Genomic DNA, 22,036 nt, shown 5'->3' with positions numbered 1-22,036 from the left:
CAATGGGATATATATTAATGCTGTTATTTGCGGTTATAGACAAAGAAAAAAAGGAAGTACTAATTATATTATTGCTCATTACATTCTTAACCATCTAGGGTCACGTGAAAACTTTTCTGTGACTTCAATTGCAAAAGCATGTAATGTATCCAAAGCATCAGTAAGTCGTTTTTGTAGATGTATTGGTTTACAAGATTTTTTAGATTTACAAATTTTAATAAAGAGTTATGTTTCATTAACAGAACATAAATTTCACTATCAACATCAAAATAGTCATGATCTTCGTGACTATGTTAAAAGTGTTACAGATAAAATCAATCAATTTAATCAAAATATTGATATAAAGATCATCCTAGAATTAGTCCATGACATTCATAGATATGAAAAAGTTTCATTTTTAGGTATGATGCAATCAGGACATATCTTAATGAATCTTCAAGATGATCTCGCATCTTTACGTAAATTTGTCTATTGTACAACAGATGCAGTTCAAATCAAAGATACGATCGTTAATGCTAATGAAAATGATCTGATCATCATCTTTTCAGCTAGAGGATACTTTTTTGATATCATCTTACCAAGAATCAGGATCCTAGATAAAAACCATTATCCTAAAATATATTTTGTAACTACGAATCAATTAAAAAAGAGTAAATTTGTTTATAAAAATATTATATTAGATACAAATTACAACTATTCTTCCTCAACCATCTTATTCCAGTTACTATCAAATATGATTGCTTTAGAATATTACAATAGGTATGAAATCGAGTAGGAGAAAATAAATAATTTTATATTTATTTTCGACCTCTCACACCACCGTACGTGCCGTTCGGCATACGGCGGTTTAAATCTATACTGAAATATGTTTTAACTGATATTGGGCTACCATTGATGGTAGTCCTTTTCTATATAATAAATCATTAGTTATTCTTGTTTGAAGAAATGTACTTGCACATCTTGCATATGATTTTCGACTGTTTGCCCAAGTTTTAGCTTGCCATGGTAATGCCCCTAACTTTCTTAGTTGCTTTTCTCTATTTCCTATGGTTTTCCATTTCTTCCATAAGTACATACGTATCCTAAATCTTATTTGTGCATCTAGTTTTCTACAGACTTTTATAAAATTTCCAATACGGTAATAGTTAATCCACCCATTTACAAGTTGTCTTATCTTAAGTATTCTATATTCCCACGATACTGACCAACTTCTATTTGTTAGTCTCCTTAGTTTTGTTTGCAGTGTTGCGATAGATTTCTCATGTGGTTTTGCTTTCCACATAGATGAAAAAGAGTCATAATAGAATCCAAATCCTAGATATTTAATATCATTAGGTTTGGAAACTTTACTTTTAGTCATATTTACTTTAAGTCCTAGTTTCTTTTCTATGAATTTACTAATGTTTTCCATTACTCTATCGGCGGCTTTACTGCTACCCACTAATATAATACAATCATCTGCATATCGTGTGAATCTTAGTCCTCGTGCTTCCATTTCCTTATCTAGTTCATTGAGAACTATGTTACTGAGTAGCGGACTTAGATTTCCACCTTGTGGTGTTCCTACGACTGACTCTTTATATTCATTATCAATCATAATCCCGCTTACTAGATATTTCCTAATTAGGGATACTATTTCTCCACTCTTTACATCTTTCATGACAAGTGAAATAAGTTTATCATGATTAACTGTATCAAAGAACTTTTCTAGGTCTATATCTACTATCCACTGATAGCCTTCATTCATATATTCCAATGCTTTGATGATTGCCATTTCGCAACATCTATTTGGTCTAAATCCAAAACTATTGTCACTGAATATTGGTTCATAGATAGGTATTAACACTTGGGCTATGGCTTGTTGGACAAATCTATCAAGTACTGTTGGCACTCCTAGATTTCGTATTCCGCCATCGGGTTTGGGTATTTCTACTCTTCTCACAGGTTGTGGCTTATATGTCTTGTTTCGTATACTGTCCTTAATTTCTTCTAGATGTTTATCTAAATAGTCTTTAAGTTCAGCTACTTCCATTCCATCTACTCCACTTGCACCTTTGTTTCGTTTGACTTGTGTAAATGCTAGTTCTAGATTAGTATCACTAAGCATTTCCTCAAGCAATGTGTTATCAGTTTTCATATTTTCGTTACCTCCATTTCTTTCGCTATCCATTATACTCACCTTCCCTACATTCTTCTTTCGGGTCTTCTAGTGTACTCGTCTATCTCCACGGTTTCGTATAATGAAATCAATTCAAAATTCAATAACTGATAGATTTATTCAGTCCTTCGCTCCATGACCATTACAGTCACTTCCTTACTACTACGACTTCTGCTGACTTCTCACTATTCGTTGTTACTGCTGTATCGCTAGTGAGACCTCCCGGGATAAGGTCATATCTCTTTCCTCCCATATATCCGCCACATTTACATATAATAGTCCTATTCCGCAACCTCTTATGACTTCGTGTTGTTTTGCACACTCGTCCCTATTATATGCCTGATGTGATTCGTGTTCCTCGGACCAGGACTTTGCCTCCATCTTCTTTCAGATTCCATCTCACGATAGACACCCTTGATATTGGCTAGTGGTTGGCAGTTGCGACATCGCCCCCACAGTGGACTTTCACCACCTAGATATATGCCATGCCCGGCATACAAAGAAAAATGACAAGCATGGTCACTTGTCATTTTTTTACTACTTTTTTCGATAACCTGTTTCAAAATCAACTTCATTTTCTAATTCTTCATTATTTAATAAATGTTTGATATTTCTTATAACTAAATCAGTATAATATTGTCTTGTACTTTCCCATACATAACCACCAGAAGCATGTGGAGTAATAATAACATTGCCATAATCCCATAAATGATGATATAAAGATAATGGTTCCTGTTCTAAAACATCTAATGCAACACCATACAAATGTCCTTGATCCAAGACTTCCATTAAATCATTTGTATCAACTGCACTTCCTCTTCCTACATTTACAAATACAGCATCTTTCTTCATTTTTAAAAACTTTTCTTTATTAAATAAATGAATCGTTTCTTTTGTTTGAGGTAATGTTGATATCACAAAATCAGCTTGTGGTAATACTTTATCCAAGTATTCAGTTGTATATATTTCATCAACACAAGGTAATAAATCAGATTTTGTCCTCTTTATACCAATGATATGACATTCAAAAGCTTTTAATCTTTTTGCTAATTCATAACCTAAATCCCCTAAACCAACAATAACGACACAGCTTTGATAGATTTCTTTACCCGTAGGTACAACTTGCCATAAATGTTCATTCATCTGTTTAACATATGTTTTTATATTCTTATTTAGTGCTAAAATCATACCAATCGTATGTTCAGCAATAGCTTTACCATATGTTCCACTAGCATTAACAAGGATCGTTTGAGGATGTAACAATCCCTTTCTCACATATTCATCACTACCAGCACTATTTAAAAGAATAGCTTTAAGATGGCTTTTATTGAAATCAACAAAAAATGGTGGATTTCCAACAATAATATCATTATTATCAATCATTTCTTGTGTAACATCTATCCTCTTGCTGTAAGTAAAATGAAAATCTGGAAAAGCTTCTTCAATTTTACGAAAATTTTCTTCTCTTAAAGGTGCTAACATTAAAACATTCATACTCTCACTCCCAAATAATATTTTACTATATGGCTAGCAATTTATCAAATGCATTATTGAAAAAGTAAATATATCAAAATAATTAATTCAATATATTCTATATAAAAACAGGCATCATGCCTGTTACAAATCAGATAAAAGTTGTTCTAACTTAGGCGGCAAGGCTGCAATCAACAAATCTGCCATTTCTTCAGGTGTCTTTGTCATTCCTGATATTGCCCATTCCACAGTCATTGTAATTGAACCATGACAATACATTTCTAATAGAAACATAATATCTGTTGGAATCTCTCCTATCTTTTTATGAATAATATTTTGATAAAACTCTAAAATACATTGATAATCGTAGTTTTCAACATTATTATAATCTTTAGATTGAAAAGCCTGCATAAAAAAGATTTTATCATTTAATAAAAAAGTAAACTTTTTAATCAATCCTTCACGTAAAGTTGAAGAATTTCCAATTTGACGAAAAGACTTATCTGCCAGTTTTTCAAAATACCAATTGACCAAATCATATTTGTCCTTAAAATAACGATAAAAAGTTTGTCTTGTCATACCACTATGTTTGACAATATCTGTAACTGTCATTTTATCTAATGATTGTTTTGCCATTAAATCTTTAATACTTTGTGCAAAAAGATATCGTGTTGAATCGTGTTCGTTCATGAATTCCACCTCATTTTTATTATAAAAGAAACATTATCTTGAAACAAGCCCAAACATTCACACAATATTCTTATTGTCATATGTTTTGAAATTTGTTAGAATATGAGCATTAGGAGGCATAAAATATGAATTTTATAAAGAAATTTGCAAAAGAAATTAGCGTCTTTGGATTAGTGCTTTTGATATTCTTAGGACTCTTTATATATCGTCAGGCAACATTTAAAGATTATAAAACGATTTCACAAAGTCAATTAACACAAATGGTAGAAGATCAAGAAGATTTCGTTGTGGTATTAGGTGATTCTACAAACTCTACAATGACAAGTTATCAAGAAGTGATGACAAAATACACAACTAAGAATCGTTCAACACCTTTCTATTATTTAGATACTTCTGAAATAGAAGATATTGATAGCTATGTTGAAAAGACTTTTGATACGAATGTCACTTATCCAATTACATTTATTATTAAAGATGGAAAAGTCACTGCAAAAAAAGAAGGTTATAGCCAATACTATTCTTTATATGATTTCATTAAAGAAAACTTCAAATAAAAAATCCCAAATGGGATTTTTTATTTTTGATAAATTCTTTCTACACGTTCACTCACTAAACATACAATTTCATAAGGAATGGTTGATAACTCTTTCGCCATACGAGCAAGTGATATATGTTCACCAAAGATTTCAACACGATCATGTAAATGAACATTTTCATCAATTTTTACCATCATCTGATCCATACAAACTCTTCCGACAATTGGATAATAATGTCCTTGAATATACACTTGTCTACCTTGGTTAGCACGAATTAAGCCATCAGCATAGCCAATTGGCAAAGTTGCAATATATTCATCTTTTAAAGCTGTATAAGTCAAACCATATCCTATACGTTCACCTTTTTTACTTTCTTAATCATCGCCACACGTGTATATAAAGACATCACCTGTTTTAATTCTTTACATTCTTCACCAGCAGGATCAATACCATACATAGCAATACCAATACGTCCTAAATTAGAACGCTCATCATGATGATACATCATAGCTGCTGAATTTTGACAGTGAATATATTTGAAAGAATGCTGACCAATGATATCATAGAACATGTCAATTTGGCTTTGATAAGCCTCTTTTTGCAAAGGATCATCAGCTGTTGCAAAATGTGTAAAAACACCATCAACTTGAAAAATAGAATTTTGACAATGAGTCAAAATATCTTCAAATTCCTCTTGTGATTTTATACCAATACGATTCATTCCAGTATCAATTTTTATATGCACTTTCACTGTTTTTTGATGATGGTATAGTTTTTTGATTTCATTCATATAATCTTTTGAAAATAATGATAAAGTAATATCATAGTGAATCACTAAATCTAAATCTTCAATGGGAATAGCTCCCAAAACCAATATATCCTGTTGAATTCCTATATTTCTTAAATCAATCGCTTCTTTTAATGTTGCGACACCAAACATTGAAATATGTGGATTATCCTTTAAAACATTAGCCACCTGCTGGTAACCATGTCCATAAGCATTTGCTTTAATAATCGCCATAAATGGTTTACGTACTTTTTGATATAATGTTTCAACATTATCTTGTAAATAATCTAAACGAATACAAGCATAAGTATTACGATAATGTGTCACATTTTCACCCCTTTTCAATGTTTTAGTATAATCCATCATATCCTTTTTTCAAGAAAAATAGGGTTTTCCCCTATTTCACTTGAGATGATTGCATACTTGATAAAGCCGCTAACTTTTCTTGGGTTGTTAAATCATTGGAATAAAGTGAACACACAATACCAGAAGAAATATAGGTCATCTGTTGATCATTTTCAAAAGCAACACCATCAATCATATCAATCATATATCCATCAATAGTTTCCATTTTTAACTCTTCATTATCTTTAGATGTTTTTTCAACAATCGTAAAAGATTTTTCACCAGTAAATTTTAAAATATGATTAATTTCATCATCAATTGTTGAAACTTTTTCATTTTCTAAAGTTGATCCCATCAAAGACACTGGATAAAGTGGTAAAGATGCTGCCACACTATCAGTATATTGTGTTTTTGTTGTTTTGATGATATTTTTTTGTAAAAAGTCATCTTTCTTCATCGTTTCATTCATAGTAAAAGATGTCACTTCAACTTTAATGATTTCAGTTCCATCCTGATCAAAAACACTAATATACACTGGCTTTAAATCTTTATCAAATTTAATTTCCTGACTTTTGACACGTTCATCATTTTCATAAGCCATTTCTCCTTGCACTAAATATCCATCCTTAATTTTTTCTGATTGATTTTCTTTTAAAAATGAAATTAAAGATTGATAGATGTATGGTTTTGGTGAATTATTCGGCCATTCACTTTGGAATTGGAAAGCTTGATTTAAAGATGGCGTCAATACAAATACACCTTCATCATTTTTAACAATGACTTGTGATTGATTTAAAGATTTATCATAAAGTTCTACTTTATAATAATCTTTCTTATCAAGACGTGCATAAGTCGATGTAACCTGATAAGATTTTAATTCATCATTTTCCAACATTTCCATATTTCCAACCAATTGATAACTTTGACATTCATTGGCCTCCTTAATCAAATCATCCAATGATGATGATTTAAAGAAAAAAGCTAACTGCTATTACAATAACAACAATCACACTCACTGCTATTGCAATGATTTTTTTATTCATGATTCTTCCTCCTCATCACATTTTATGATTTGTCAATTTTTTTATGAATAAAGATTATTGCTTTGGTTATAATATCATTAGGAGGATAGAAAAAATGAATATGATACAGAAAATTGCTTTAGTTTTTACCATCATTGGTGCAATCAACTGGGGACTCATTGGCCTCTTTAATTTTAATCTTGTAGAAGCTATTTTTGGCTATGCCCTTTTAAGTGCCATTATTTATATGATTGTTGGTATTGCTGGTATTATTAATATTATGTTATTATTTACTGATTTAGATCAATAAAAAAAGATTGTCACGAATGAATAGTATCCACTATTTCAGACGGACAATCTTTTTTTATTTTATTTCAAAATCACTGATTTGACCAGTTTTCAAGGCAATTCTTTTACGATTTTTGACTAATGATAACATTGGTATATCTGATGATGAATCAGAATAAGCAACGGAATGTTCATAATCAATTTCTATATCTTTTGATTTTAAATATTCTTGAATACGTGGCACTTTCTCTTGACCTTTACAGTTTTTACCAATCACCTGGCTAGTTGGTTGGTGATTTTTCTCTATTGTTCTTGTTCCCAATAAACAATCACAAGGCAACTGTTGAAATTGCATATAAGCCTCACATGAAGCCGTACAAATAATAACGAGATAACCTTGATGCTTTTCCTGTTCCATTTGTTTGACAATATGAGAATAATATGTTGGTTCAATTTCTTGTTGATAAAAAGCTTTGAGTTGATCATTATCCATATGATTTAAAGGAAACAATAAAGCTGATTTTGCTTTTTCAAAACTTCCTAAATGTAATAAGTATAAAACATAATAGAAAGCAACTTTAAAGAAATAGAAAAAGTGATAAGGATATTTCTTTAAATCATAAGCCAATAATCGTGCAATGGAATCACCTGAAGCTATGGTGTTATCAAAATCATATAAAGCAACACGTTGTAACATTAAGCAATCTCCAATGCAATTTCCATCATGGTTGTAAATGTTTGTTCTCTTTCTTGAGCAGTTGTTTCTTCTTGGGTAACGAGTGAATCAGAAACTGTTAATAATGTTAATGCTTTTTTCCCTAAATAAGCAGCAGTCGCAAATAAAGCATAAGATTCCATTTCGACACCAAGACATCCCATTGATGCCCATTTCTTGCCTGCATCTTTATCAGCATGATAGAAAATATCTGAAGCAATGACATTTCCTACATGATAACTTGCATTTTTTAATTTTGCCTGTTCTACAGCTTTTTCTAGTAAATCATAAGAACTAATTGCTGAATATGTTCCAGGAAGTTCAAACTGATGTGCAAAATTACTATCTGTACAAGATCCTTGTGCAATAATGATATCTCTTAAATGGACATCTTTTTGTAAAGAACCACAAGACCCAATACGAATGATAGCTTCAACATCATATTGTGTATAAAGTTCATGTGAATAAATACCAATTGATGGTTGTCCCATTCCAGAACCCATAATAGAAACTTGTTTACCATGATAATAGCCTGTATATCCAAACATATTTCTCACAGTGTTGAATTGATGAACATCTTCTAAATAATGTTCTGCTAAAAATTTTGCACGTAAAGGATCTCCTGGCATTAAAACAGTTTTAGCAATTTCTCCTTTTTGTGCTTGATTATGTGGTGTTGACATAATAATCATCCTCCTTCGTGAAATGTCTGACCCTCTTTAAAAAATATATTTCATGATTATCAACCGCTACATCTTCACCAGCAATCGCCTGGTGAACCATTTCTAAAAATGACTGATCTTCTCCCATCTGATATCCAACCCATGCAAAATAGCCATCTAAAACAATAAACGGAACACTTCCTGATTGATCATTGACAACATAGTCTTCTAATAGATGACATGTTTTGGCATAGGATTCTATTGATGATTCTTCATCAATATCCAGCTTGATAATTTCCATTTGACTTCCATACTCTGTTTCCAATTTTGGAATCACAACTTGCATAAATGAACGACAATGAGGACAAGTTTTCGCATAATAAACATATAAATAATATTGTGGTTTCACTTGACAACCACTGATAAACATCAATAAAACTAATAATATTTTTTTCATTTTATTGATATGTAAAACGTAATCCACTTAACTCATCACTCAATGTCTTTTGTTCAACTGCATTTTGAATATCTTGAACAATGTATTCTTCATCGCCTGAAGTATAACCAACTTTTGCATAATATCCTTCTATCGCATACATTGGTCCCATGCCATAAAGAGATTGATCAAATTGATCTAATTTGACAATCACATCTTCATAAACAGCTTGAGTAGAATCATCATCTAGATCATATTGCTGGATTGTCAGAGAATCACCGAATGTTTCTTCTAAATAAGGAATAGCTGTTTCTTTAAAGGCTTGACATTCTGAACAAGTTTCAATATAAAAATAAAGCATTGTCACAGGTTTGGATAATGTTATTTTTTCTATCGAAGTCCTGTCATTTTGACAACCCCATAACAACATCATTGATAATATAAATAATATTTTCTTTTTCATTCTTTTCTCCTTCATTTGTATTATAAACTATTCGTGTGAGATTGTATACTGACTGATTTAAAAACTTTTCATTAATTTTATTGAAAAAAATAATTTTAATAATATAATAGAGTTAAGGAGGAGGATATGAATGAACTTTGAATGGTCAACAAATGATATAGCCACAATGACTGTTACCATTTATGAAACAAATTTAACTTTAAACAAAGCAGCATGTGTTCATTTCGAAGACGTAAATTATGTTCTTTTAGGGATTGATAGAGCAACACAACAAATAGGAATTAAACCTGTATCCAAACAGGAAATTGATGAAAATATTTATCCTAAAAGTCAATTGCATCGTATTTCACTTGGGAAAAGCTATGGAAGAATTTCTAATAAATCATTTGTATTAGACCTCAGTGTAGAATTTGATTTAGATTTTTCAAAGCAACAATGTTATAAGTATAAAGCGACCTATGATATTGTGCATTCTATAATGATTATTCAATTATAATGGAAAGGGGAACAAAACCATGTCAACAAATCTTATCTGGACGATTATTCTTGTGATTGCAATAATTGTAGAAGCTATAACGATTGATTTAGTTAGCATCTGGTTTGGAATTGGTGCCATTGGGGCTCTTATTTGTGATTTTTAGGAATGCATGAAATTGTTCAAGTTATTGTTTTTGCTGTTATATCGGTTGTATGTATTCTTATTACAAGACCACTTGCTAAAAAATACCTACGTGGAAATACAGTTAAAACAAATCTTGACAGAATGATTGGAAAACACTGTCTTGTCACAGAAATGATTACTGCTGATCAAAAAGGTGAAGTCAAAGTCATGGGAAATTTGTGGTCAGCTACGAGTCTTAATAATGTCATAATTCCAGCTGGTGAATATGCTGAAATTGTTTCTATTGAAGGTTCACATGTTGTCGTTAAAAAAATGGATAAAGGAGATGATATTTCATGTTAGACAATATTTTTAATTATTTATGGATTATATTGCTTTTGATCTTAATTATTATCATTATTGCAAAAACAATTCGTATTATTCCTCAATCATATGCTTATGTTGTTGAAAGAATTGGCGCTTATAATCGTACTTGCACTGTTGGTTTGCATATTATGATTCCTTTGTTGGATAGAATTGCAAATAAAGTATCTTTAAAGGAACAAGTCTTAGATTTTGCTCCACAGCCTGTTATCACAAAAGATAACGTCACAATGCAAATTGATACAGTTGTTTATTTCCAAATAACTGACCCTAAATTATTTACTTATGGTGTTGTCAGACCATTAAATGCAATTGAAACATTAACTGCAACAACTTTACGTAATATTATTGGGGATCTTGAACTTGATGAAACATTAACTTCTAGAGATATCATCAATTCAAGAATGCGTTCCATCTTAGATGAAGCAACTGATCCTTGGGGAATTAAAATTCATCGTGTAGAAGTTAAAAATATTATTCCACCTCGCGATATTCAAGAAGCTATGGAAAAACAAATGCGTGCTGAACGTGAAAGACGTGAAGCTATCTTACAAGCTGAAGGTAAGAAAACAGCCGCTATCTTAACGGCTGAAGGTAAAAAAGAATCTATGATTCTTGAAGCTACTGCTGAAAAAGAAGCACAGATTGCTCGTGCTGAAGGTGAAGCAGAAGCCTTAAGATTAGTTTATGAAGCACAAGCAAAAGGTATTGAATACATTAACAATTCTCAACCTCAGCAACCTTATATTACACTAGAAGGATTCAAAGCTTTAGAAAATCTTGCAAAAGGTGATGCCACAAAAATCATTATTCCTACTGATTTACAAGGAATCGCTGGTGCTGTGACATCAATTGCTGAAATTATTAAAGATCCTAAAAAAGAACATAATTAACGAAAGGTCCCCAATAATCTATGAGTAATACAATCATTGTAGGATCAAAAAGAAATGGATATATTATTGATTTAGAAGAGAAATCTCTCATAATCAATTTTCTTAACAGTTTCTATGAAAATGTAATTCAAAATAAATTGAAGCATATAAAAATACCATTTTCAGATATTAAGCATATTGATATTACTTATAATGCAAGCGATAAAACAATTTGGGGAATTGATAGTGAACTTGTATTGGTAGTTCATACAAATTCTGGTTAAAAATATTTTATGCATGGAAATATAGATGCATCTAAACAAGATTTTTTACAAGCCTATGAAGTTTTAAAAGATGAGGGAATTGTTTTTTTAGATAACTATAACATTATAAACTATTTATACCATAATGATTCTCAAAGAATTGATTGTATATTAGTTGATTTAATCGAAGAAAAGCTATTACCTCTATCATAAATATATTTAATCGCCAAAAAAAGCATTTCAAATCGCTGAAATGCTTTTTATTATTTTTTCTTTTCAAAAATAAAACTGACACCCACATCCTGATTACGTGCTTCAACATGATATTGAAACATAGTAGCAATCTTACTAACAATGGATAACCCTAGACCAAACTGTCCCTTTACACCTTTAACATATGGATCAAACAAATATGGTAAAGTGGCTTCATCTATCTTTTCCCCATCGTTATAAATTTCTAAATAACCTTTTTTTAATGTAATTTTGATAAGTGTCTTGGCATAACGTGAAGCATTCTCAATAATATTTTCAATAGCTACACGCCAATGCTCTTCATCCCCAACAAAGGTTACATCTTCTAATTCTGTTTCTAAGTGAATATTTGGTTTTAATAAATCCATTTGTGATACTATTTTTTCTATTAACTCTTTAATTGCAAAAGTAGCGAGTTCATTATCCTCGCCTTGTAAATAATCTAAACGATTCAAATACAAGAATGATTTCACTTTATGTTCTAAACGATCAGCATTTTCTAAAATAATATCAATAGAACTCTCTTTATCGCCATAAGGATAAACATCATCTTTAATACTTTGAGCATAGGTTTGAATTAAAGCAATAGGTGTTTTTAAATCATGAGAAATATTATGAATCATTTCTTCTTTAATACTCTCTTGTTTTTCTAAATCTTCTTTCATAGCTACCAATGCTTTAAAAACAATACCTATTTCATCTTCTCGTTGAATACTTAATTCACTATCTTTTCTATCTTTGATATTATCAATATAATTTTTTATCTTTTTCAATGGACTGATTAATGTCAAAACCCATAAAATCATAACCAAAGCAAAAACAACAAAGAACCCATATTGAATATAAATAATTTGATTACGTAAAGAAGTCACTAATGAAACAGAATAATCACTATCTACTAATGAAATCAAATATTGCGATGTATTATTAATTTTTGTAATCATATAATAATACGTATTACCATTATACTGCCCTTTATTTTTAATAACATCTTGATTGGTATTAACAGCTTTTGATAAGTCCTCTCTAAAAAGAAAAGAATAAAAATCATAAACAACTTGATTATTATTAATATTGGTATCTATAAAAGTATTTTCTGTACTTTCATAAATAATATGATAAACTTCTTTTTCTTGTTTATAAGGCATAACATTACTATAAACGATTGAATATTGTGATATTGTTAAACGCTCATACATCTGTTTATCAACAATTGAAGATAAATTATAATCAATAATTGGCATAACAACCGCAACCAATAATAAACCAATCAAACATAGGACAACAATCAATTGTTGTACTAATGATAATTTCTTAAAAAAAGATAAACGTGATTTTATTTTTTCCATATTAATCTAATCGATATCCAAATCCATATATTGTTTTAATATTTAAATCAGGCATTTTCTTTCTTAAACGACGTAATGTATCATCAACAACACGATCACTGCCAAAATAATTTTCATCCCACACTTTAGATAATACTTGATCACGGGAAATAGCCAATCCTTTATTTTTAATAAAATAAAGCAGTAAATCATATTCTTTTGTTGTTAATTCTATTTCATTATTTTGGAATAAAACTTTTCTCTTTTCTTCATCAATAGCGTAACCATCAATATTAATAAGTGCTGGATCATCTTTATAGACACGCTTTAAAACATTATGAATTCTTAAAATCAATTCTTTAATATTGAATGGTTTTGTAATATATTCATCACAACCCTTTTCCAAACCAATAATACGATCAAATTCTTGATCTCTAGCACTCATAAAAACAATTGGCATATCAGGTTTACATTCTTTGATTTCATTCAACAAATCAAATCCACTGTTTTTATCAAGCATAATGTCAACAATCCATAAATGTACATCATCATCCTTATGTAAAAAGGCTTCTTCATAAGTATAAAAAGAATAAACAATATATCCTTCTTTTTCCAAATAAGTTCTGACAAGATCATTTAAATTTTTTTCATCATCAATAATATTTATACGGTATTTCACATTCACTCACCTCTTCTTTCATTATATACAAAATATTGCCATATAAAATGGCAATATTTTGTGATAATATGTGAAATTGTATTATTTTTCTACAGCATATCCTTTTTCTTTGATTGTATTAACAACTTTTAAAACATATTCATGACAAATTTCATCACTTTGTGCTTCAACCATAACACGCACAACTGGTTCAGTTCCACTTTCACGAACAAGAATACGTCCTTCATCTCCTAATGCCTCTTCCACTTCTTTAACAGCTTTTTGAACATCAGGATCATTTTGAGCTAAAGCTTTATCACTCACACGAACATTAATTAATAACTGAGGATAAATTTCTACTTGTTCTGTTAATTGAGCTAAGGTTTTTTTATTTTCAACCATTGTTTCCATAATCTTCAATGATGTTAAAATACCATCACCTGTTGTAGCATGTTTAGAAAAGATAATATGTCCAGATTGTTCTCCCCCAATACAATGACCATTTTTCACCATATTTTCATAAACATATTTATCACCAACTGCTGTTTTTTCATATTGAATACCTACTTTATCCAATGATTTATATAAACCAAAATTACTCATAACAGTTGTGACAATCGTATTATTTAAAAGTTCACCTTTTTGTTTCATTTCTAATCCACAAACATAAAGAATTAAATCACCATTAACAACACGACCAAATTCATCTACTGCAATACAACGATCAGCATCTCCATCATAAGCAAAACCAACATCTAATCCGTTTTCAACCACATACTTCTGTAATACTTCAATATGTGTAGAACCACAGTTTGTATTAATATTCAAACCATCAGGTTGATTATTAATAACATGTGTCTGTGCCCCTAAAGCATCAAAAACGCTTTTTGCGATAGCACTAGATGCACCGTTAGCACAATCAAGTCCTACTTTAATATCTTTAAAAGCACGTGTTGGAATACTCATTAAATAACCAATATAACGATTTCTACCCATTGAATAATCAATTGTTCTTCCAATCTTATCTTTTGTAGCATATGGAATTGGATCAGTTAAACCATCAATATATTGTTCAATCAATGTTTCAATTGTTGCCTCCAATTTTTGTCCTTTTCCATTAATAATTTTAATCCCATTATCATAATAAGGATTATGTGATGCTGAAATCATAATACCACAATCAAATTCTTCACTTCTTACTACATAAGATACTGAAGGTGTTGTCGTCACATGTAATAAATAAGCATCTGCACCACTAGCAGTTAAACCAGCAACAAGTGCATATTCGAACATGTATGAACTTCTTCTTGTATCCTTTCCAATTACGATTCTTGCACGATGTGAACGTGAAAAATACCATCCTAAATATCTACCTACCTGATAGGCATGTTCTACTGTCAAATCAATATTTGCTTCTCCTCTAAATCCATCTGTTCCAAAATATTTTCCCATTGTTTTTAATTCCTTTCTATATTAATTGTTACTTTTGATGACGATAATAATTTCATAATTAATGTTTCATCATCGCCTGCTATTCTAACATTCACCTGATGTGTTCCAACCTTCAAGCCATCAATATCAATTGTTGCCTGAATGTTATCATCTTTTAAAGTATTGATTTTTTCCTCAGTTCCAGTTACTGAAACGGATGCATATTGTCCTTGCCCAGCAAATGACACTTGATAATTTTTAGAATTATTCAAAACCTTAATAGGAATGTTATCGAATTTTTTAGTAATCACTTTTTCTATTTCCACACTGACATCTACTGTATCCTGCGAAAATTTGTTAATACCCGTTACTCTTTTTAAAGTTAGATTATTAATGGTTGTACTTGATTTCAAATCGCTCACATCAACATCAACCTCGATTTGTTGGATTTGATTTAATTGATCTTCCAATCCAAAAATAGTCACTTCATTTTGTGATAATGTATATCCAGAAACTTGATAACCCGTTGGTAGATTACCTACAAAATTCACATGAATCGGCACAGTTTTACTATAAGATGAAACCTGACATATCACGTGAACATTTGTTGGTTTGATATCTACATCCAGTTCTTTTCCATTACTGTCATACGCTCTAATTTTTGCGTTTTGTTCAAAATCTTCTGTTTGATTAGAAACATCGATACAAGCATCAACTTTATCAATTTTGGATAGAGTTTCCTCACTCGCACGAATATCAACTGTATCCAAATCCATTTGATTGACACTGATAGAATATTTGCTATCAAGTTCATCTTCATTTATAAAACGATAACCCAAATCAAATGTACGTGTCACTTTTTTAGCTAATGTCACTTTAATTGAACTTGGAATAGAAACAACTTGTAATGACTCTGGAAAATGACGTGTTCGTAAATTTAAAACATAATCTCCGGTATTTAAATCCTGTAAATCCAGATAGACTTCATAATCTTTAGAAAAATTTGTTTTATAAATATCTAAAGATGGCCCAACCAATACAACCGAAACATTTTCCGGAATTCCTGAAGCTTCTAGAGAATCATCTAGATTTTCAACATTGACAGGAACATTTTCCAAAGTTGCTCCTGAAGTTGGACTGGTTAAAATATCTTTACCAGAAACGCTATAAAACAATACAGCTGCCATCATAAAAGATAAAATCATAATAGAAACTTTATTAGAAAGGATTTTATCTAAAATCTGATTCATATAGTTATAAAAGCGTGCACCCGTATCAATAGCTTTGACTTTTTTTCACTGACAATTTCTTTATTGGTTGATTCTTTTGTTGATTTTTCTTTTTCTTTTTCAACAATTTTTAAAAAGAAATCTGTTGTTGTATCTTTTAACGGCTTGTTATTTTTTTGATTTCTAGGACTCATGAGCCTGACCTCCTTCATCGCTAGATTTATACCATTGTAATTCATTAACCAATGATGCTCTTAATTCTTTCAGTGGGATTTTTTCAATTCACCGTTTGTCGCAAATGAAATTGTTCCTGTTTCTTCACTCACAACCACTGTTAAAGAATCAGTGATTTCACTAATTCCAATAGCCGCACGATGTCGTGCTCCATATTTAGGGCTCAATTCTTTATTCGTTGGTGGGTAAAAAGCTGCAGCACATGCCACACGATCCCCTTGAATAATTGTTGCCCCATCATGCAATGGTGTTCCTTCCCAAAAAATCGTTAAAAAGAGTTCACTACGAATATCTGCATTAATCTTGGTTCCAGTATTAATATAATCTATCATGGATTGTGTTCTTTCAAAAGTAATCAAAGCGCCTGTCTGTTCTTTGGCTAACGTTGATATTGCATCTACCAATTCATCCATTAATCTTTCTTTTTCATCATTACTGATTTCTTTTTTTACACTCATTTTTGTTTGTCCCATTTTTTCTAACAGGATACGAATCTCTGGCTGAAAAATAATAATAATAGCTAAAACACCCCAATTGATAATACTATCAACAAGATAATTTAATGTCGTCAACCCTAATAAACTCGTTAAAATTTTAACGATTAAAATGAAAAGGACACCTTTAAAAAGCTGCATGGTTTTCATATTTGTCTTAAACATTGAAATTAAGTAATATAGAATAAACCATACGGCAATTAAATCTATCGCTGATCTTATAAAGTTAACCACAATACTAAGACTCAATCTCTATCACCTACATTTCTTTTTTATTATATCAGTTTTCTATCAAAAGTAAAACGTTACCTCTTTCATTTCCTGAAAATATCTCATCATGAAAAGATAACAACTTGTTTTTCAATAAAAAGAAATAAATTCCTTTGCAAATATGTAAAAAAGTTGTAATATATGTATGGTATAGGAGGATAATTTATGGGAAAAACAATTTTAGTCGAAACTTCTGCAAGACATGTTCATTTATCACAAACAGATTTAGAAACTTTATTTGGTAAAGGATATGTTTTAACAAACAAAAAAGATTTATCACAACCTGGGCAATTTGCTTGTCAGGAAAAAGTGACTGTTGTAGGTCCAAAAGGTGAAACAAAAATGTCTATCTTAGGTCCAACACGTGCTCAAACACAAGTTGAAGTTTCTTTAACTGATGCCAGATCATTAGGAATCAAAGCATTGATTAGAGAATCTGGAGATATTGAAGGTACTGCTGGATGTAAATTAATCGGACCAGCTGGGGAAGTAGAAATCACTTGTGGTGTGATTGCTGCAAAACGTCATATTCATATGACACCTGCTGATGCAAAAGAATTTGGTGTGCAAGATAAAGATGTTGTTAGTGTTGAAGTAAAATCAGCTGATCGTTCTTTAGTCTTTGGAGATGTTGTTTGTCGTGTAAGTGATAGCTATGCATTAGCTATGCATATTGACACTGATGAATCAAATGCTGCAGGTGCACCATCTGAAGGAACAATCATTAAATAAAAAAGAAACCTATAAAGAATTCAACTTTATAGGTTTTTTTGTATTTAAATTATATTCATCTAAACATAATTTAAAAAACCGTGAATTTCACGGCTTTTCCATTATTTTCCATTAACAATATTTTTTAAAGATGAACTTGCTTTGAAAGCAGGTACTTTACTTGCAGGAATTTCCATTGTTTCTCCAGTTCTTGGATTACGTCCAGTTCTAGCATCTCTTGTACGTACTTCAAAAGTTCCAAAACCTTTTAAAGAAATTTTATCTCCTGCTTTTAAAACATCAGTTAAAGTTTCTAAAAAGCATTAATTGCAGCTTCAGATTCTTTTTTTGTCAAACCAGATGCTTGAGAAACTTTTTCCAATAATTCATTTTTATTCATACTATAATCTCCATTTCTATGTATATTAGGGTTATTCCCTAGAACCTATTATAATACAACTCTTACCGCTTGTACAGTAGGTTTATTCTAAAGATTTTCAATCAACTGAATAAATGATGTTACAGCTTTTCGAGCAGTTGCCCATGATGTCACAATTCGGACTCTTTCTTTGTCTCCAATGCGTCCCATATGTGTTACCATAAATTCTTTTTCGATTTTTTCAAGAACTTCTTGTGGAAAATCTACAAAAATCTGATTTGTTGAAGAAGGTTCATAAATTGAAAAACCTTTTTGAATCAAAGCTTGTCGAATCTGGTCAGCCATATCATTTTCATAACGTCCAATGTCTTCATAAAGATTATCTTTAAAAAATTCATAGAATTGAATACCTAAAAGACGTCCTTTTGCTAGCATGGCTCCTTTATTTTTCATATGATAACGAAATTGTGGTTTCAAATCATCATGCATAATCACTAAAGCTTCACCAAATAAGGCTCCCATTTTTGTTCCACCAATATAGAAAACATCAACATTTTGGGCAATTTCTTGTAATGTTGGTGCATCTGGTAAAGCCAATGCACTACCTAAACGTGCACCATCCATAAAAAGATATAACCCATAGCGACGTGTCATTTGATAGAGAGCTTTTAATTCATCACGTGTATAATAAGTTCCTAATTCTGTTGTTTGTGAGATATAAACCATACGTGGTTGTACCATATGTTCATCCTGATGTTGTTGACATATCTCTTCAATCATTTGACAAGTCACTTTACCATGCACATGAGGACGTATGAGTATTTTATGACCTGCTCCTTCCACTGCTCCTGTTTCATGAACATGAATATGTCCTTCATCACAGGCAATCACTGCCTGATAATGTTTTAAAGCATAAGAAATCACAAGCATATTCGTTTGCGTTCCACCTACTAAAAAATGGATATCAGCTTGAGGATGACCAATCTTTTTTGAATCATAGCTTTAGCTTGACGACAATATTCATCTTCACCATAGCCAACTGTCTGTATTGTATTTGTACTATTTAAAGCTTCTAAAATGCGTGGATGTGCGCCTTCACTATAATCGTTTAAAAAACTATACATACTGCCTCCTATTCTCGATACAACAATCCATATCGTACATATATTAAATTTAATAAACTTAAAAAGTTCATTGTTCCTTGTAATGATGATTCACTATATTGACTTTCTGTTCCATCAATACGATAAATCCAGTCAACATCGTCATTTTGATAAGTTTGGCTCATTGTTAATAAAAGAATTTTAGGATGATGCTCCTTAATCTTATTAATCAATGCATTCATTAACTGCTCTCTGGCACGAACAGTTATAATAATAACCAGACTTTCTTCATCAATCATATCTAACCTTTGAATTTCATCGCCACGTTCTACAAAGGCATAAACAAACTTACGATGTTTCAACATTTTCATTTGAAAATCATTAGAGATAATTTTATTAAATTGATACCCTAACATATGAACTTTTTTGGCCTGATAAATCATATCACAAATACGGTCAATATCATTCATAGAAAGAGAATTTTGAACAAGTTCTAAAGATTCAATCGCTTCTTGATACATTTTTTCTTTAAATATTCAGGATTTTCTAAAACATTTTGATTATCTGATGGCGATAAATGAATTTCATTTCTCGCAATTTCTAAAGCTATTGCAATTTCATTTTTAAAATTCACAAAGCTTTTACAATTCATATCTTTACAAAAACGTGAAATAGTTGCTGGTGAAGTATAACAAAGATCAGCTAAATCATTAATGCTGATACTTGGAATTTGATCTATATGCGTTAAAATCGTATGAGCGATAGAATAATACATATCCTGTGGTGAAGATACATTCACATAAGACATCAATGTATATAAAATATCGACTTCATTATAATCATGAATTGGCATCACTATGCTCCTTTAAATATTGTTTTCTTCCTATTTCATATAAATCATTTCCTTGACTATCAATAATCACTGTTAGTGGCAAGTCTTTCACAACCAGACGGCGAATTGCTTCTGGTCCCAAATCTTCAAACGCTATGACTTCACTTGATTCAACACATTGTGAAATATAAGCTCCAGCTCCACCAATAGCTCCAAAATAAACACATTGATATTTTTGAATAGCTTCTTTTACAACAGGTTGACGATACCCTTTTCCAATCATGCCACGTAATCCTAATTGCATTAATGTTGGAGCATATGCATCCATACGTCCCGCTGTTGTTGGTCCCCCACTGCCAAAAACTTGTCCTGGTTTAGCTGGTGTTGGCCCCACATAATAAATAACTTGATCTTGCACATCAAAAGGTAAAGCTTCACCTTTTTCAACCAATGCAACTAAACGTTTATGAGCCGCATCACGTGCTGTATAAATCACTCCTGAAAGCAAAACCTGATCACCTGCATGTAAACTTTGAACCTGTTCAACTGTTAAAGGTGTTATGATTTGTTTCATTATAAAATAACCTCCTTATGTCTGGCAACATGGCAGCAAATAGAAACAGCCACTGGCATACCAGCAATATGCGTTGGATAAGTTTCAATATTTAATGATAGAGCTGTTGTTTTTCCTCCATAACCAGCTGGTCCAATTCCAAGTTGATTGATTTTTTCTAATAATTCTTCTTCTAATTGTTGAAATTTTTCATCTTGATGATGTGTTCCAATTTCTCTCAACATTGCTTTTTTGCCAGATAAGTTACATAATCGAAAGAACCACCAATTCCTACACCAATCACCATTGGTGGACAAGCATTAGGTCCAGCTTCTTCAACAACTTTTAAAACAAAGTTTTTGATACCTTCTATTCCATCACTTGGCTTCAACATTTTTACCTGACTCATATTTTCACTACCAAAACCTTTGGGAGCCACTGTTATTTTCAACTGATCTCCTTCAACGATTTCATAATGAATCAAAGCCGGTGTATTGTCTTGCGTATTGCGACGTTCAAAAACGGGATCATCAACAACGCTTTTTCTTAAATATCCCTCCTGATAACCTTGACGAACGCCTTCATGTAAAGCTTTTTCTAAAGATCCCTGCACATGGACTTCCTGACCTATTTCAACAAACAAGCAAGCCATTCCTGTATCTTGGCAAATGGGCATACAAGATGTTTGAGCCATATTAGCATTTTTCTCTAATATTGATAATGTCTGTTGCCCCAAAAGACTATCTTCCACTTGTTTTGCCTGGTGTAATGCTTTTTGAACATCTTCAGGCAATTGATAGTTGGCTTCTTTGCATAATGTCTTGACTGCTTGAATAATTTCTTCTTGTTTGATTTCCTTCATTGTAC

32 protein-coding genes and 1 pseudogene are annotated in these 22,036 nt (G+C 31.2%); 10 read left to right on the top strand and 23 right to left on the bottom strand.

Annotated elements, in window-relative coordinates:
- Positions 1-7 precede the first annotated feature (7 nt).
- A complete protein-coding gene (locus NMU03_RS12600; protein ID WP_353956699.1) occupies positions 8-775 on the top strand; it encodes a MurR/RpiR family transcriptional regulator in 768 nt (255 codons plus the stop codon).
- A gap of 78 nt (positions 776-853) precedes the next feature.
- On the opposite strand, the gene ltrA is transcribed toward NMU03_RS12600, so the two are convergent.
- From ltrA to NMU03_RS12585, 3 genes are all read right to left on the bottom strand, one after another.
- Entirely contained in the window at positions 854-2,170 is a 1,317-nt protein-coding gene (gene ltrA / locus NMU03_RS12595) for a group II intron reverse transcriptase/maturase (RefSeq protein ID WP_290138291.1), read from the bottom strand.
- Positions 2,171-2,695: 525 nt separating this feature from the next.
- Positions 2,696-3,652: a D-2-hydroxyacid dehydrogenase gene (locus NMU03_RS12590; protein WP_290138790.1), complete on the bottom strand. Its 957-nt coding sequence runs from the start codon at positions 3,650-3,652 to the stop codon at positions 2,696-2,698.
- 123 nt (positions 3,653-3,775) lie between these two features.
- Entirely contained in the window at positions 3,776-4,321 is a 546-nt protein-coding gene (locus NMU03_RS12585) for a TetR/AcrR family transcriptional regulator C-terminal domain-containing protein (protein WP_290138788.1), read from the bottom strand.
- Between the two features lie 125 nt (positions 4,322-4,446).
- Here NMU03_RS12585 and NMU03_RS12580 point away from each other — a divergent pair, with 125 nt between their 5' ends.
- Entirely contained in the window at positions 4,447-4,875 is a 429-nt protein-coding gene (locus NMU03_RS12580) for a monothiol bacilliredoxin BrxC family protein (protein ID WP_290138787.1), read from the top strand.
- 20 nt (positions 4,876-4,895) lie between these two features.
- Here NMU03_RS12580 and NMU03_RS12575 read toward each other — a convergent pair whose 3' ends face one another.
- The 3 genes from NMU03_RS12575 to NMU03_RS12565 are packed head-to-tail and all read right to left on the bottom strand — an operon-like array spanning position 4,896 to position 6,938.
- The gene (locus NMU03_RS12575) at positions 4,896-5,198 is read right to left on the bottom strand and encodes an alanine racemase (protein WP_290138785.1); all 303 of its coding nucleotides are present in this window, start codon (positions 5,196-5,198) and stop codon (positions 4,896-4,898) included.
- Positions 5,199-5,206: 8 nt separating this feature from the next.
- Entirely contained in the window at positions 5,207-6,007 is an 801-nt protein-coding gene (gene alr / locus NMU03_RS12570) for an alanine racemase (protein ID WP_290138784.1), read from the bottom strand.
- Between the two features lie 34 nt (positions 6,008-6,041).
- Positions 6,042-6,938 (bottom strand): LolA family protein, encoded by an 897-nt coding sequence (locus NMU03_RS12565; RefSeq protein WP_290138782.1) that lies wholly within the window; start codon positions 6,936-6,938, stop codon positions 6,042-6,044.
- A gap of 188 nt (positions 6,939-7,126) precedes the next feature.
- On the opposite strand from NMU03_RS12565, the gene NMU03_RS12560 reads away from it, so the two are divergent.
- Positions 7,127-7,321, top strand: coding sequence for a DUF378 domain-containing protein (locus tag NMU03_RS12560; protein WP_290138781.1), 195 nt, complete (start codon positions 7,127-7,129; stop codon positions 7,319-7,321).
- A gap of 54 nt (positions 7,322-7,375) precedes the next feature.
- Here NMU03_RS12560 and NMU03_RS12555 read toward each other — a convergent pair whose 3' ends face one another.
- The 4 genes from NMU03_RS12555 to NMU03_RS12540 are packed head-to-tail and all read right to left on the bottom strand — an operon-like array spanning position 7,376 to position 9,575.
- Entirely contained in the window at positions 7,376-7,996 is a 621-nt protein-coding gene (locus tag NMU03_RS12555) for an HAD family hydrolase (RefSeq protein WP_290138779.1), read from the bottom strand.
- On the bottom strand, positions 7,996-8,697 hold the full coding sequence (gene deoD, locus NMU03_RS12550; protein ID WP_290138777.1) for a purine-nucleoside phosphorylase: 702 nt from the start codon (positions 8,695-8,697) through the stop codon (positions 7,996-7,998). Before deoD ends, NMU03_RS12555 begins: the two co-directional genes overlap by 1 nt.
- Entirely contained in the window at positions 8,681-9,160 is a 480-nt protein-coding gene (locus tag NMU03_RS12545) for a thioredoxin domain-containing protein (RefSeq protein WP_290138775.1), read from the bottom strand. Before NMU03_RS12545 ends, deoD begins: the two co-directional genes overlap by 17 nt.
- Positions 9,135-9,575, bottom strand: coding sequence for a hypothetical protein (locus NMU03_RS12540; protein ID WP_290138773.1), 441 nt, complete (start codon positions 9,573-9,575; stop codon positions 9,135-9,137). Before NMU03_RS12540 ends, NMU03_RS12545 begins: the two co-directional genes overlap by 26 nt.
- Before the next feature lie 130 nt (positions 9,576-9,705).
- On the opposite strand from NMU03_RS12540, the gene NMU03_RS12535 reads away from it, so the two are divergent.
- The 6 genes from NMU03_RS12535 to NMU03_RS12510 are packed head-to-tail and all read left to right on the top strand — an operon-like array spanning position 9,706 to position 11,908.
- Positions 9,706-10,071, top strand: coding sequence for a hypothetical protein (locus tag NMU03_RS12535; RefSeq protein ID WP_290138771.1), 366 nt, complete (start codon positions 9,706-9,708; stop codon positions 10,069-10,071).
- Positions 10,072-10,090: 19 nt separating this feature from the next.
- Entirely contained in the window at positions 10,091-10,216 is a 126-nt protein-coding gene (locus NMU03_RS12530) for a hypothetical protein (RefSeq protein WP_290138770.1), read from the top strand.
- Positions 10,217-10,218: 2 nt separating this feature from the next.
- A complete protein-coding gene (locus NMU03_RS12525) occupies positions 10,219-10,539 on the top strand; it encodes an NfeD family protein (RefSeq protein ID WP_290138769.1) in 321 nt (106 codons plus the stop codon).
- Positions 10,533-11,453 (top strand): SPFH domain-containing protein, encoded by a 921-nt coding sequence (locus tag NMU03_RS12520; RefSeq protein ID WP_290138767.1) that lies wholly within the window; start codon positions 10,533-10,535, stop codon positions 11,451-11,453. The genes NMU03_RS12525 and NMU03_RS12520 overlap by 7 nt, the downstream gene beginning before the upstream one ends.
- A gap of 20 nt (positions 11,454-11,473) precedes the next feature.
- Entirely contained in the window at positions 11,474-11,716 is a 243-nt protein-coding gene (locus tag NMU03_RS12515) for a hypothetical protein (RefSeq protein ID WP_290138765.1), read from the top strand.
- Between the two features lie 9 nt (positions 11,717-11,725).
- A complete protein-coding gene (locus NMU03_RS12510; protein WP_290138764.1) occupies positions 11,726-11,908 on the top strand; it encodes a hypothetical protein in 183 nt (60 codons plus the stop codon).
- A gap of 50 nt (positions 11,909-11,958) precedes the next feature.
- Here NMU03_RS12510 and NMU03_RS12505 read toward each other — a convergent pair whose 3' ends face one another.
- The 6 genes from NMU03_RS12505 to cdaA form a co-directional block, all read right to left on the bottom strand.
- Positions 11,959-13,296 carry a HAMP domain-containing sensor histidine kinase gene (locus NMU03_RS12505; protein WP_290138762.1) on the bottom strand — a complete coding sequence of 446 codons (1,338 nt, stop codon included), beginning with the start codon at positions 13,294-13,296 and terminating at the stop codon, positions 11,959-11,961.
- A 1-nt stretch (position 13,297) separates the two neighbouring features.
- Complete coding sequence (locus NMU03_RS12500) at positions 13,298-13,954, bottom strand: response regulator transcription factor (RefSeq protein ID WP_290138761.1); 657 nt, start codon at positions 13,952-13,954, stop codon at positions 13,298-13,300.
- Positions 13,955-14,035: 81 nt separating this feature from the next.
- On the bottom strand, positions 14,036-15,385 hold the full coding sequence (gene glmM / locus NMU03_RS12495; RefSeq protein ID WP_290138759.1) for a phosphoglucosamine mutase: 1,350 nt from the start codon (positions 15,383-15,385) through the stop codon (positions 14,036-14,038).
- A 5-nt stretch (positions 15,386-15,390) separates the two neighbouring features.
- Positions 15,391-16,614: a CdaR family protein gene (locus NMU03_RS12490; protein ID WP_290138758.1), complete on the bottom strand. Its 1,224-nt coding sequence runs from the start codon at positions 16,612-16,614 to the stop codon at positions 15,391-15,393.
- Positions 16,611-16,787: a hypothetical protein gene (locus tag NMU03_RS12485; protein WP_290138757.1), complete on the bottom strand. Its 177-nt coding sequence runs from the start codon at positions 16,785-16,787 to the stop codon at positions 16,611-16,613. The genes NMU03_RS12490 and NMU03_RS12485 overlap by 4 nt, the downstream gene beginning before the upstream one ends.
- Positions 16,788-16,856: 69 nt before the next feature.
- The gene (cdaA, locus tag NMU03_RS12480) at positions 16,857-17,570 is read right to left on the bottom strand and encodes a diadenylate cyclase CdaA (RefSeq protein ID WP_290138755.1); all 714 of its coding nucleotides are present in this window, start codon (positions 17,568-17,570) and stop codon (positions 16,857-16,859) included.
- 186 nt (positions 17,571-17,756) lie between these two features.
- On the opposite strand from cdaA, the gene pduL reads away from it, so the two are divergent.
- Positions 17,757-18,323 carry a phosphate propanoyltransferase gene (gene pduL, locus NMU03_RS12475; RefSeq protein ID WP_290138754.1) on the top strand — a complete coding sequence of 189 codons (567 nt, stop codon included), beginning with the start codon at positions 17,757-17,759 and terminating at the stop codon, positions 18,321-18,323.
- A gap of 101 nt (positions 18,324-18,424) precedes the next feature.
- Here the strand turns inward: pduL and NMU03_RS18100 are convergent, their stop codons facing one another.
- From NMU03_RS18100 to NMU03_RS12440, 7 genes and pseudogenes are all read right to left on the bottom strand, one after another.
- Entirely contained in the window at positions 18,425-18,580 is a 156-nt protein-coding gene (locus NMU03_RS18100) for an HU family DNA-binding protein (protein WP_435372955.1), read from the bottom strand.
- A 209-nt stretch (positions 18,581-18,789) separates the two neighbouring features.
- Positions 18,790-19,611, bottom strand: coding sequence for a threonine aldolase family protein (locus NMU03_RS12465; RefSeq protein WP_290138753.1), 822 nt, complete (start codon positions 19,609-19,611; stop codon positions 18,790-18,792).
- A 20-nt stretch (positions 19,612-19,631) separates the two neighbouring features.
- Positions 19,632-19,805, bottom strand: coding sequence for a hypothetical protein (locus tag NMU03_RS12460; protein WP_290138751.1), 174 nt, complete (start codon positions 19,803-19,805; stop codon positions 19,632-19,634).
- Positions 19,806-19,813: 8 nt separating this feature from the next.
- The gene (locus tag NMU03_RS12455) at positions 19,814-20,305 is read right to left on the bottom strand and encodes a MurR/RpiR family transcriptional regulator (protein ID WP_290138749.1); all 492 of its coding nucleotides are present in this window, start codon (positions 20,303-20,305) and stop codon (positions 19,814-19,816) included.
- On the bottom strand, positions 20,278-20,637 hold the full coding sequence (locus NMU03_RS12450; RefSeq protein ID WP_290138748.1) for a MurR/RpiR family transcriptional regulator: 360 nt from the start codon (positions 20,635-20,637) through the stop codon (positions 20,278-20,280). Before NMU03_RS12450 ends, NMU03_RS12455 begins: the two co-directional genes overlap by 28 nt.
- A complete protein-coding gene (locus NMU03_RS12445; RefSeq protein WP_290138746.1) occupies positions 20,624-21,190 on the bottom strand; it encodes a Fe-S-containing hydro-lyase in 567 nt (188 codons plus the stop codon). Before NMU03_RS12445 ends, NMU03_RS12450 begins: the two co-directional genes overlap by 14 nt.
- Positions 21,190-22,031 (bottom strand): annotated as a pseudogene (locus tag NMU03_RS12440) (fumarate hydratase). The gene NMU03_RS12445 and the pseudogene NMU03_RS12440 overlap by 1 nt, the downstream one beginning before the upstream one ends.
- Positions 22,032-22,036: the final 5 nt, after the last annotated feature.

The sequence above is a fragment of the Allocoprobacillus halotolerans genome, from assembly GCF_024399475.1.
In the GTDB taxonomy this organism is placed as follows: Bacteria; Bacillota_I; Bacilli_A; order Erysipelotrichales; family Coprobacillaceae; genus Allocoprobacillus; species Allocoprobacillus halotolerans.
This window is presented reverse-complemented; position numbering and strand designations above follow the sequence as displayed.

Coding starts and splice junctions, on each gene's coding strand:
- ltrA (WP_290138291.1), bottom strand. CDS start 2,170: ATGGATAGCGAAAGAAATGGAGGTAACGAAAATATGAAAACTGATAAC.
- NMU03_RS12590 (WP_290138790.1), bottom strand. CDS start 3,652: ATGAATGTTTTAATGTTAGCACCTTTAAGAGAAGAAAATTTTCGTAAA.
- NMU03_RS12585 (WP_290138788.1), bottom strand. CDS start 4,321: ATGAACGAACACGATTCAACACGATATCTTTTTGCACAAAGTATTAAA.
- NMU03_RS12580 (WP_290138787.1), top strand. CDS start 4,447: ATGAATTTTATAAAGAAATTTGCAAAAGAAATTAGCGTCTTTGGATTA.
- alr (WP_290138784.1), bottom strand. CDS start 6,007: ATGGATTATACTAAAACATTGAAAAGGGGTGAAAATGTGACACATTAT.
- NMU03_RS12560 (WP_290138781.1), top strand. CDS start 7,127: ATGAATATGATACAGAAAATTGCTTTAGTTTTTACCATCATTGGTGCA.
- NMU03_RS12555 (WP_290138779.1), bottom strand. CDS start 7,996: ATGTTACAACGTGTTGCTTTATATGATTTTGATAACACCATAGCTTCA.
- deoD (WP_290138777.1), bottom strand. CDS start 8,697: ATGTCAACACCACATAATCAAGCACAAAAAGGAGAAATTGCTAAAACT.
- NMU03_RS12540 (WP_290138773.1), bottom strand. CDS start 9,575: ATGAAAAAGAAAATATTATTTATATTATCAATGATGTTGTTATGGGGT.
- NMU03_RS12535 (WP_290138771.1), top strand. CDS start 9,706: ATGAACTTTGAATGGTCAACAAATGATATAGCCACAATGACTGTTACC.
- NMU03_RS12530 (WP_290138770.1), top strand. CDS start 10,091: ATGTCAACAAATCTTATCTGGACGATTATTCTTGTGATTGCAATAATT.
- NMU03_RS12525 (WP_290138769.1), top strand. CDS start 10,219: ATGCATGAAATTGTTCAAGTTATTGTTTTTGCTGTTATATCGGTTGTA.
- NMU03_RS12520 (WP_290138767.1), top strand. CDS start 10,533: ATGTTAGACAATATTTTTAATTATTTATGGATTATATTGCTTTTGATC.
- NMU03_RS12515 (WP_290138765.1), top strand. CDS start 11,474: ATGAGTAATACAATCATTGTAGGATCAAAAAGAAATGGATATATTATT.
- NMU03_RS12510 (WP_290138764.1), top strand. CDS start 11,726: ATGCATGGAAATATAGATGCATCTAAACAAGATTTTTTACAAGCCTAT.
- NMU03_RS12505 (WP_290138762.1), bottom strand. CDS start 13,296: ATGGAAAAAATAAAATCACGTTTATCTTTTTTTAAGAAATTATCATTA.
- glmM (WP_290138759.1), bottom strand. CDS start 15,385: ATGGGAAAATATTTTGGAACAGATGGATTTAGAGGAGAAGCAAATATT.
- NMU03_RS12490 (WP_290138758.1), bottom strand. CDS start 16,614: ATGAATCAGATTTTAGATAAAATCCTTTCTAATAAAGTTTCTATTATG.
- NMU03_RS12485 (WP_290138757.1), bottom strand. CDS start 16,787: ATGAGTCCTAGAAATCAAAAAAATAACAAGCCGTTAAAAGATACAACA.
- pduL (WP_290138754.1), top strand. CDS start 17,757: ATGGGAAAAACAATTTTAGTCGAAACTTCTGCAAGACATGTTCATTTA.
- NMU03_RS12465 (WP_290138753.1), bottom strand. CDS start 19,611: ATGCTTGTGATTTCTTATGCTTTAAAACATTATCAGGCAGTGATTGCC.
- NMU03_RS12460 (WP_290138751.1), bottom strand. CDS start 19,805: ATGTATAGTTTTTTAAACGATTATAGTGAAGGCGCACATCCACGCATT.
- NMU03_RS12455 (WP_290138749.1), bottom strand. CDS start 20,305: ATGTATCAAGAAGCGATTGAATCTTTAGAACTTGTTCAAAATTCTCTT.
- NMU03_RS12450 (WP_290138748.1), bottom strand. CDS start 20,637: ATGCCAATTCATGATTATAATGAAGTCGATATTTTATATACATTGATG.
- NMU03_RS12445 (WP_290138746.1), bottom strand. CDS start 21,190: ATGAAACAAATCATAACACCTTTAACAGTTGAACAGGTTCAAAGTTTA.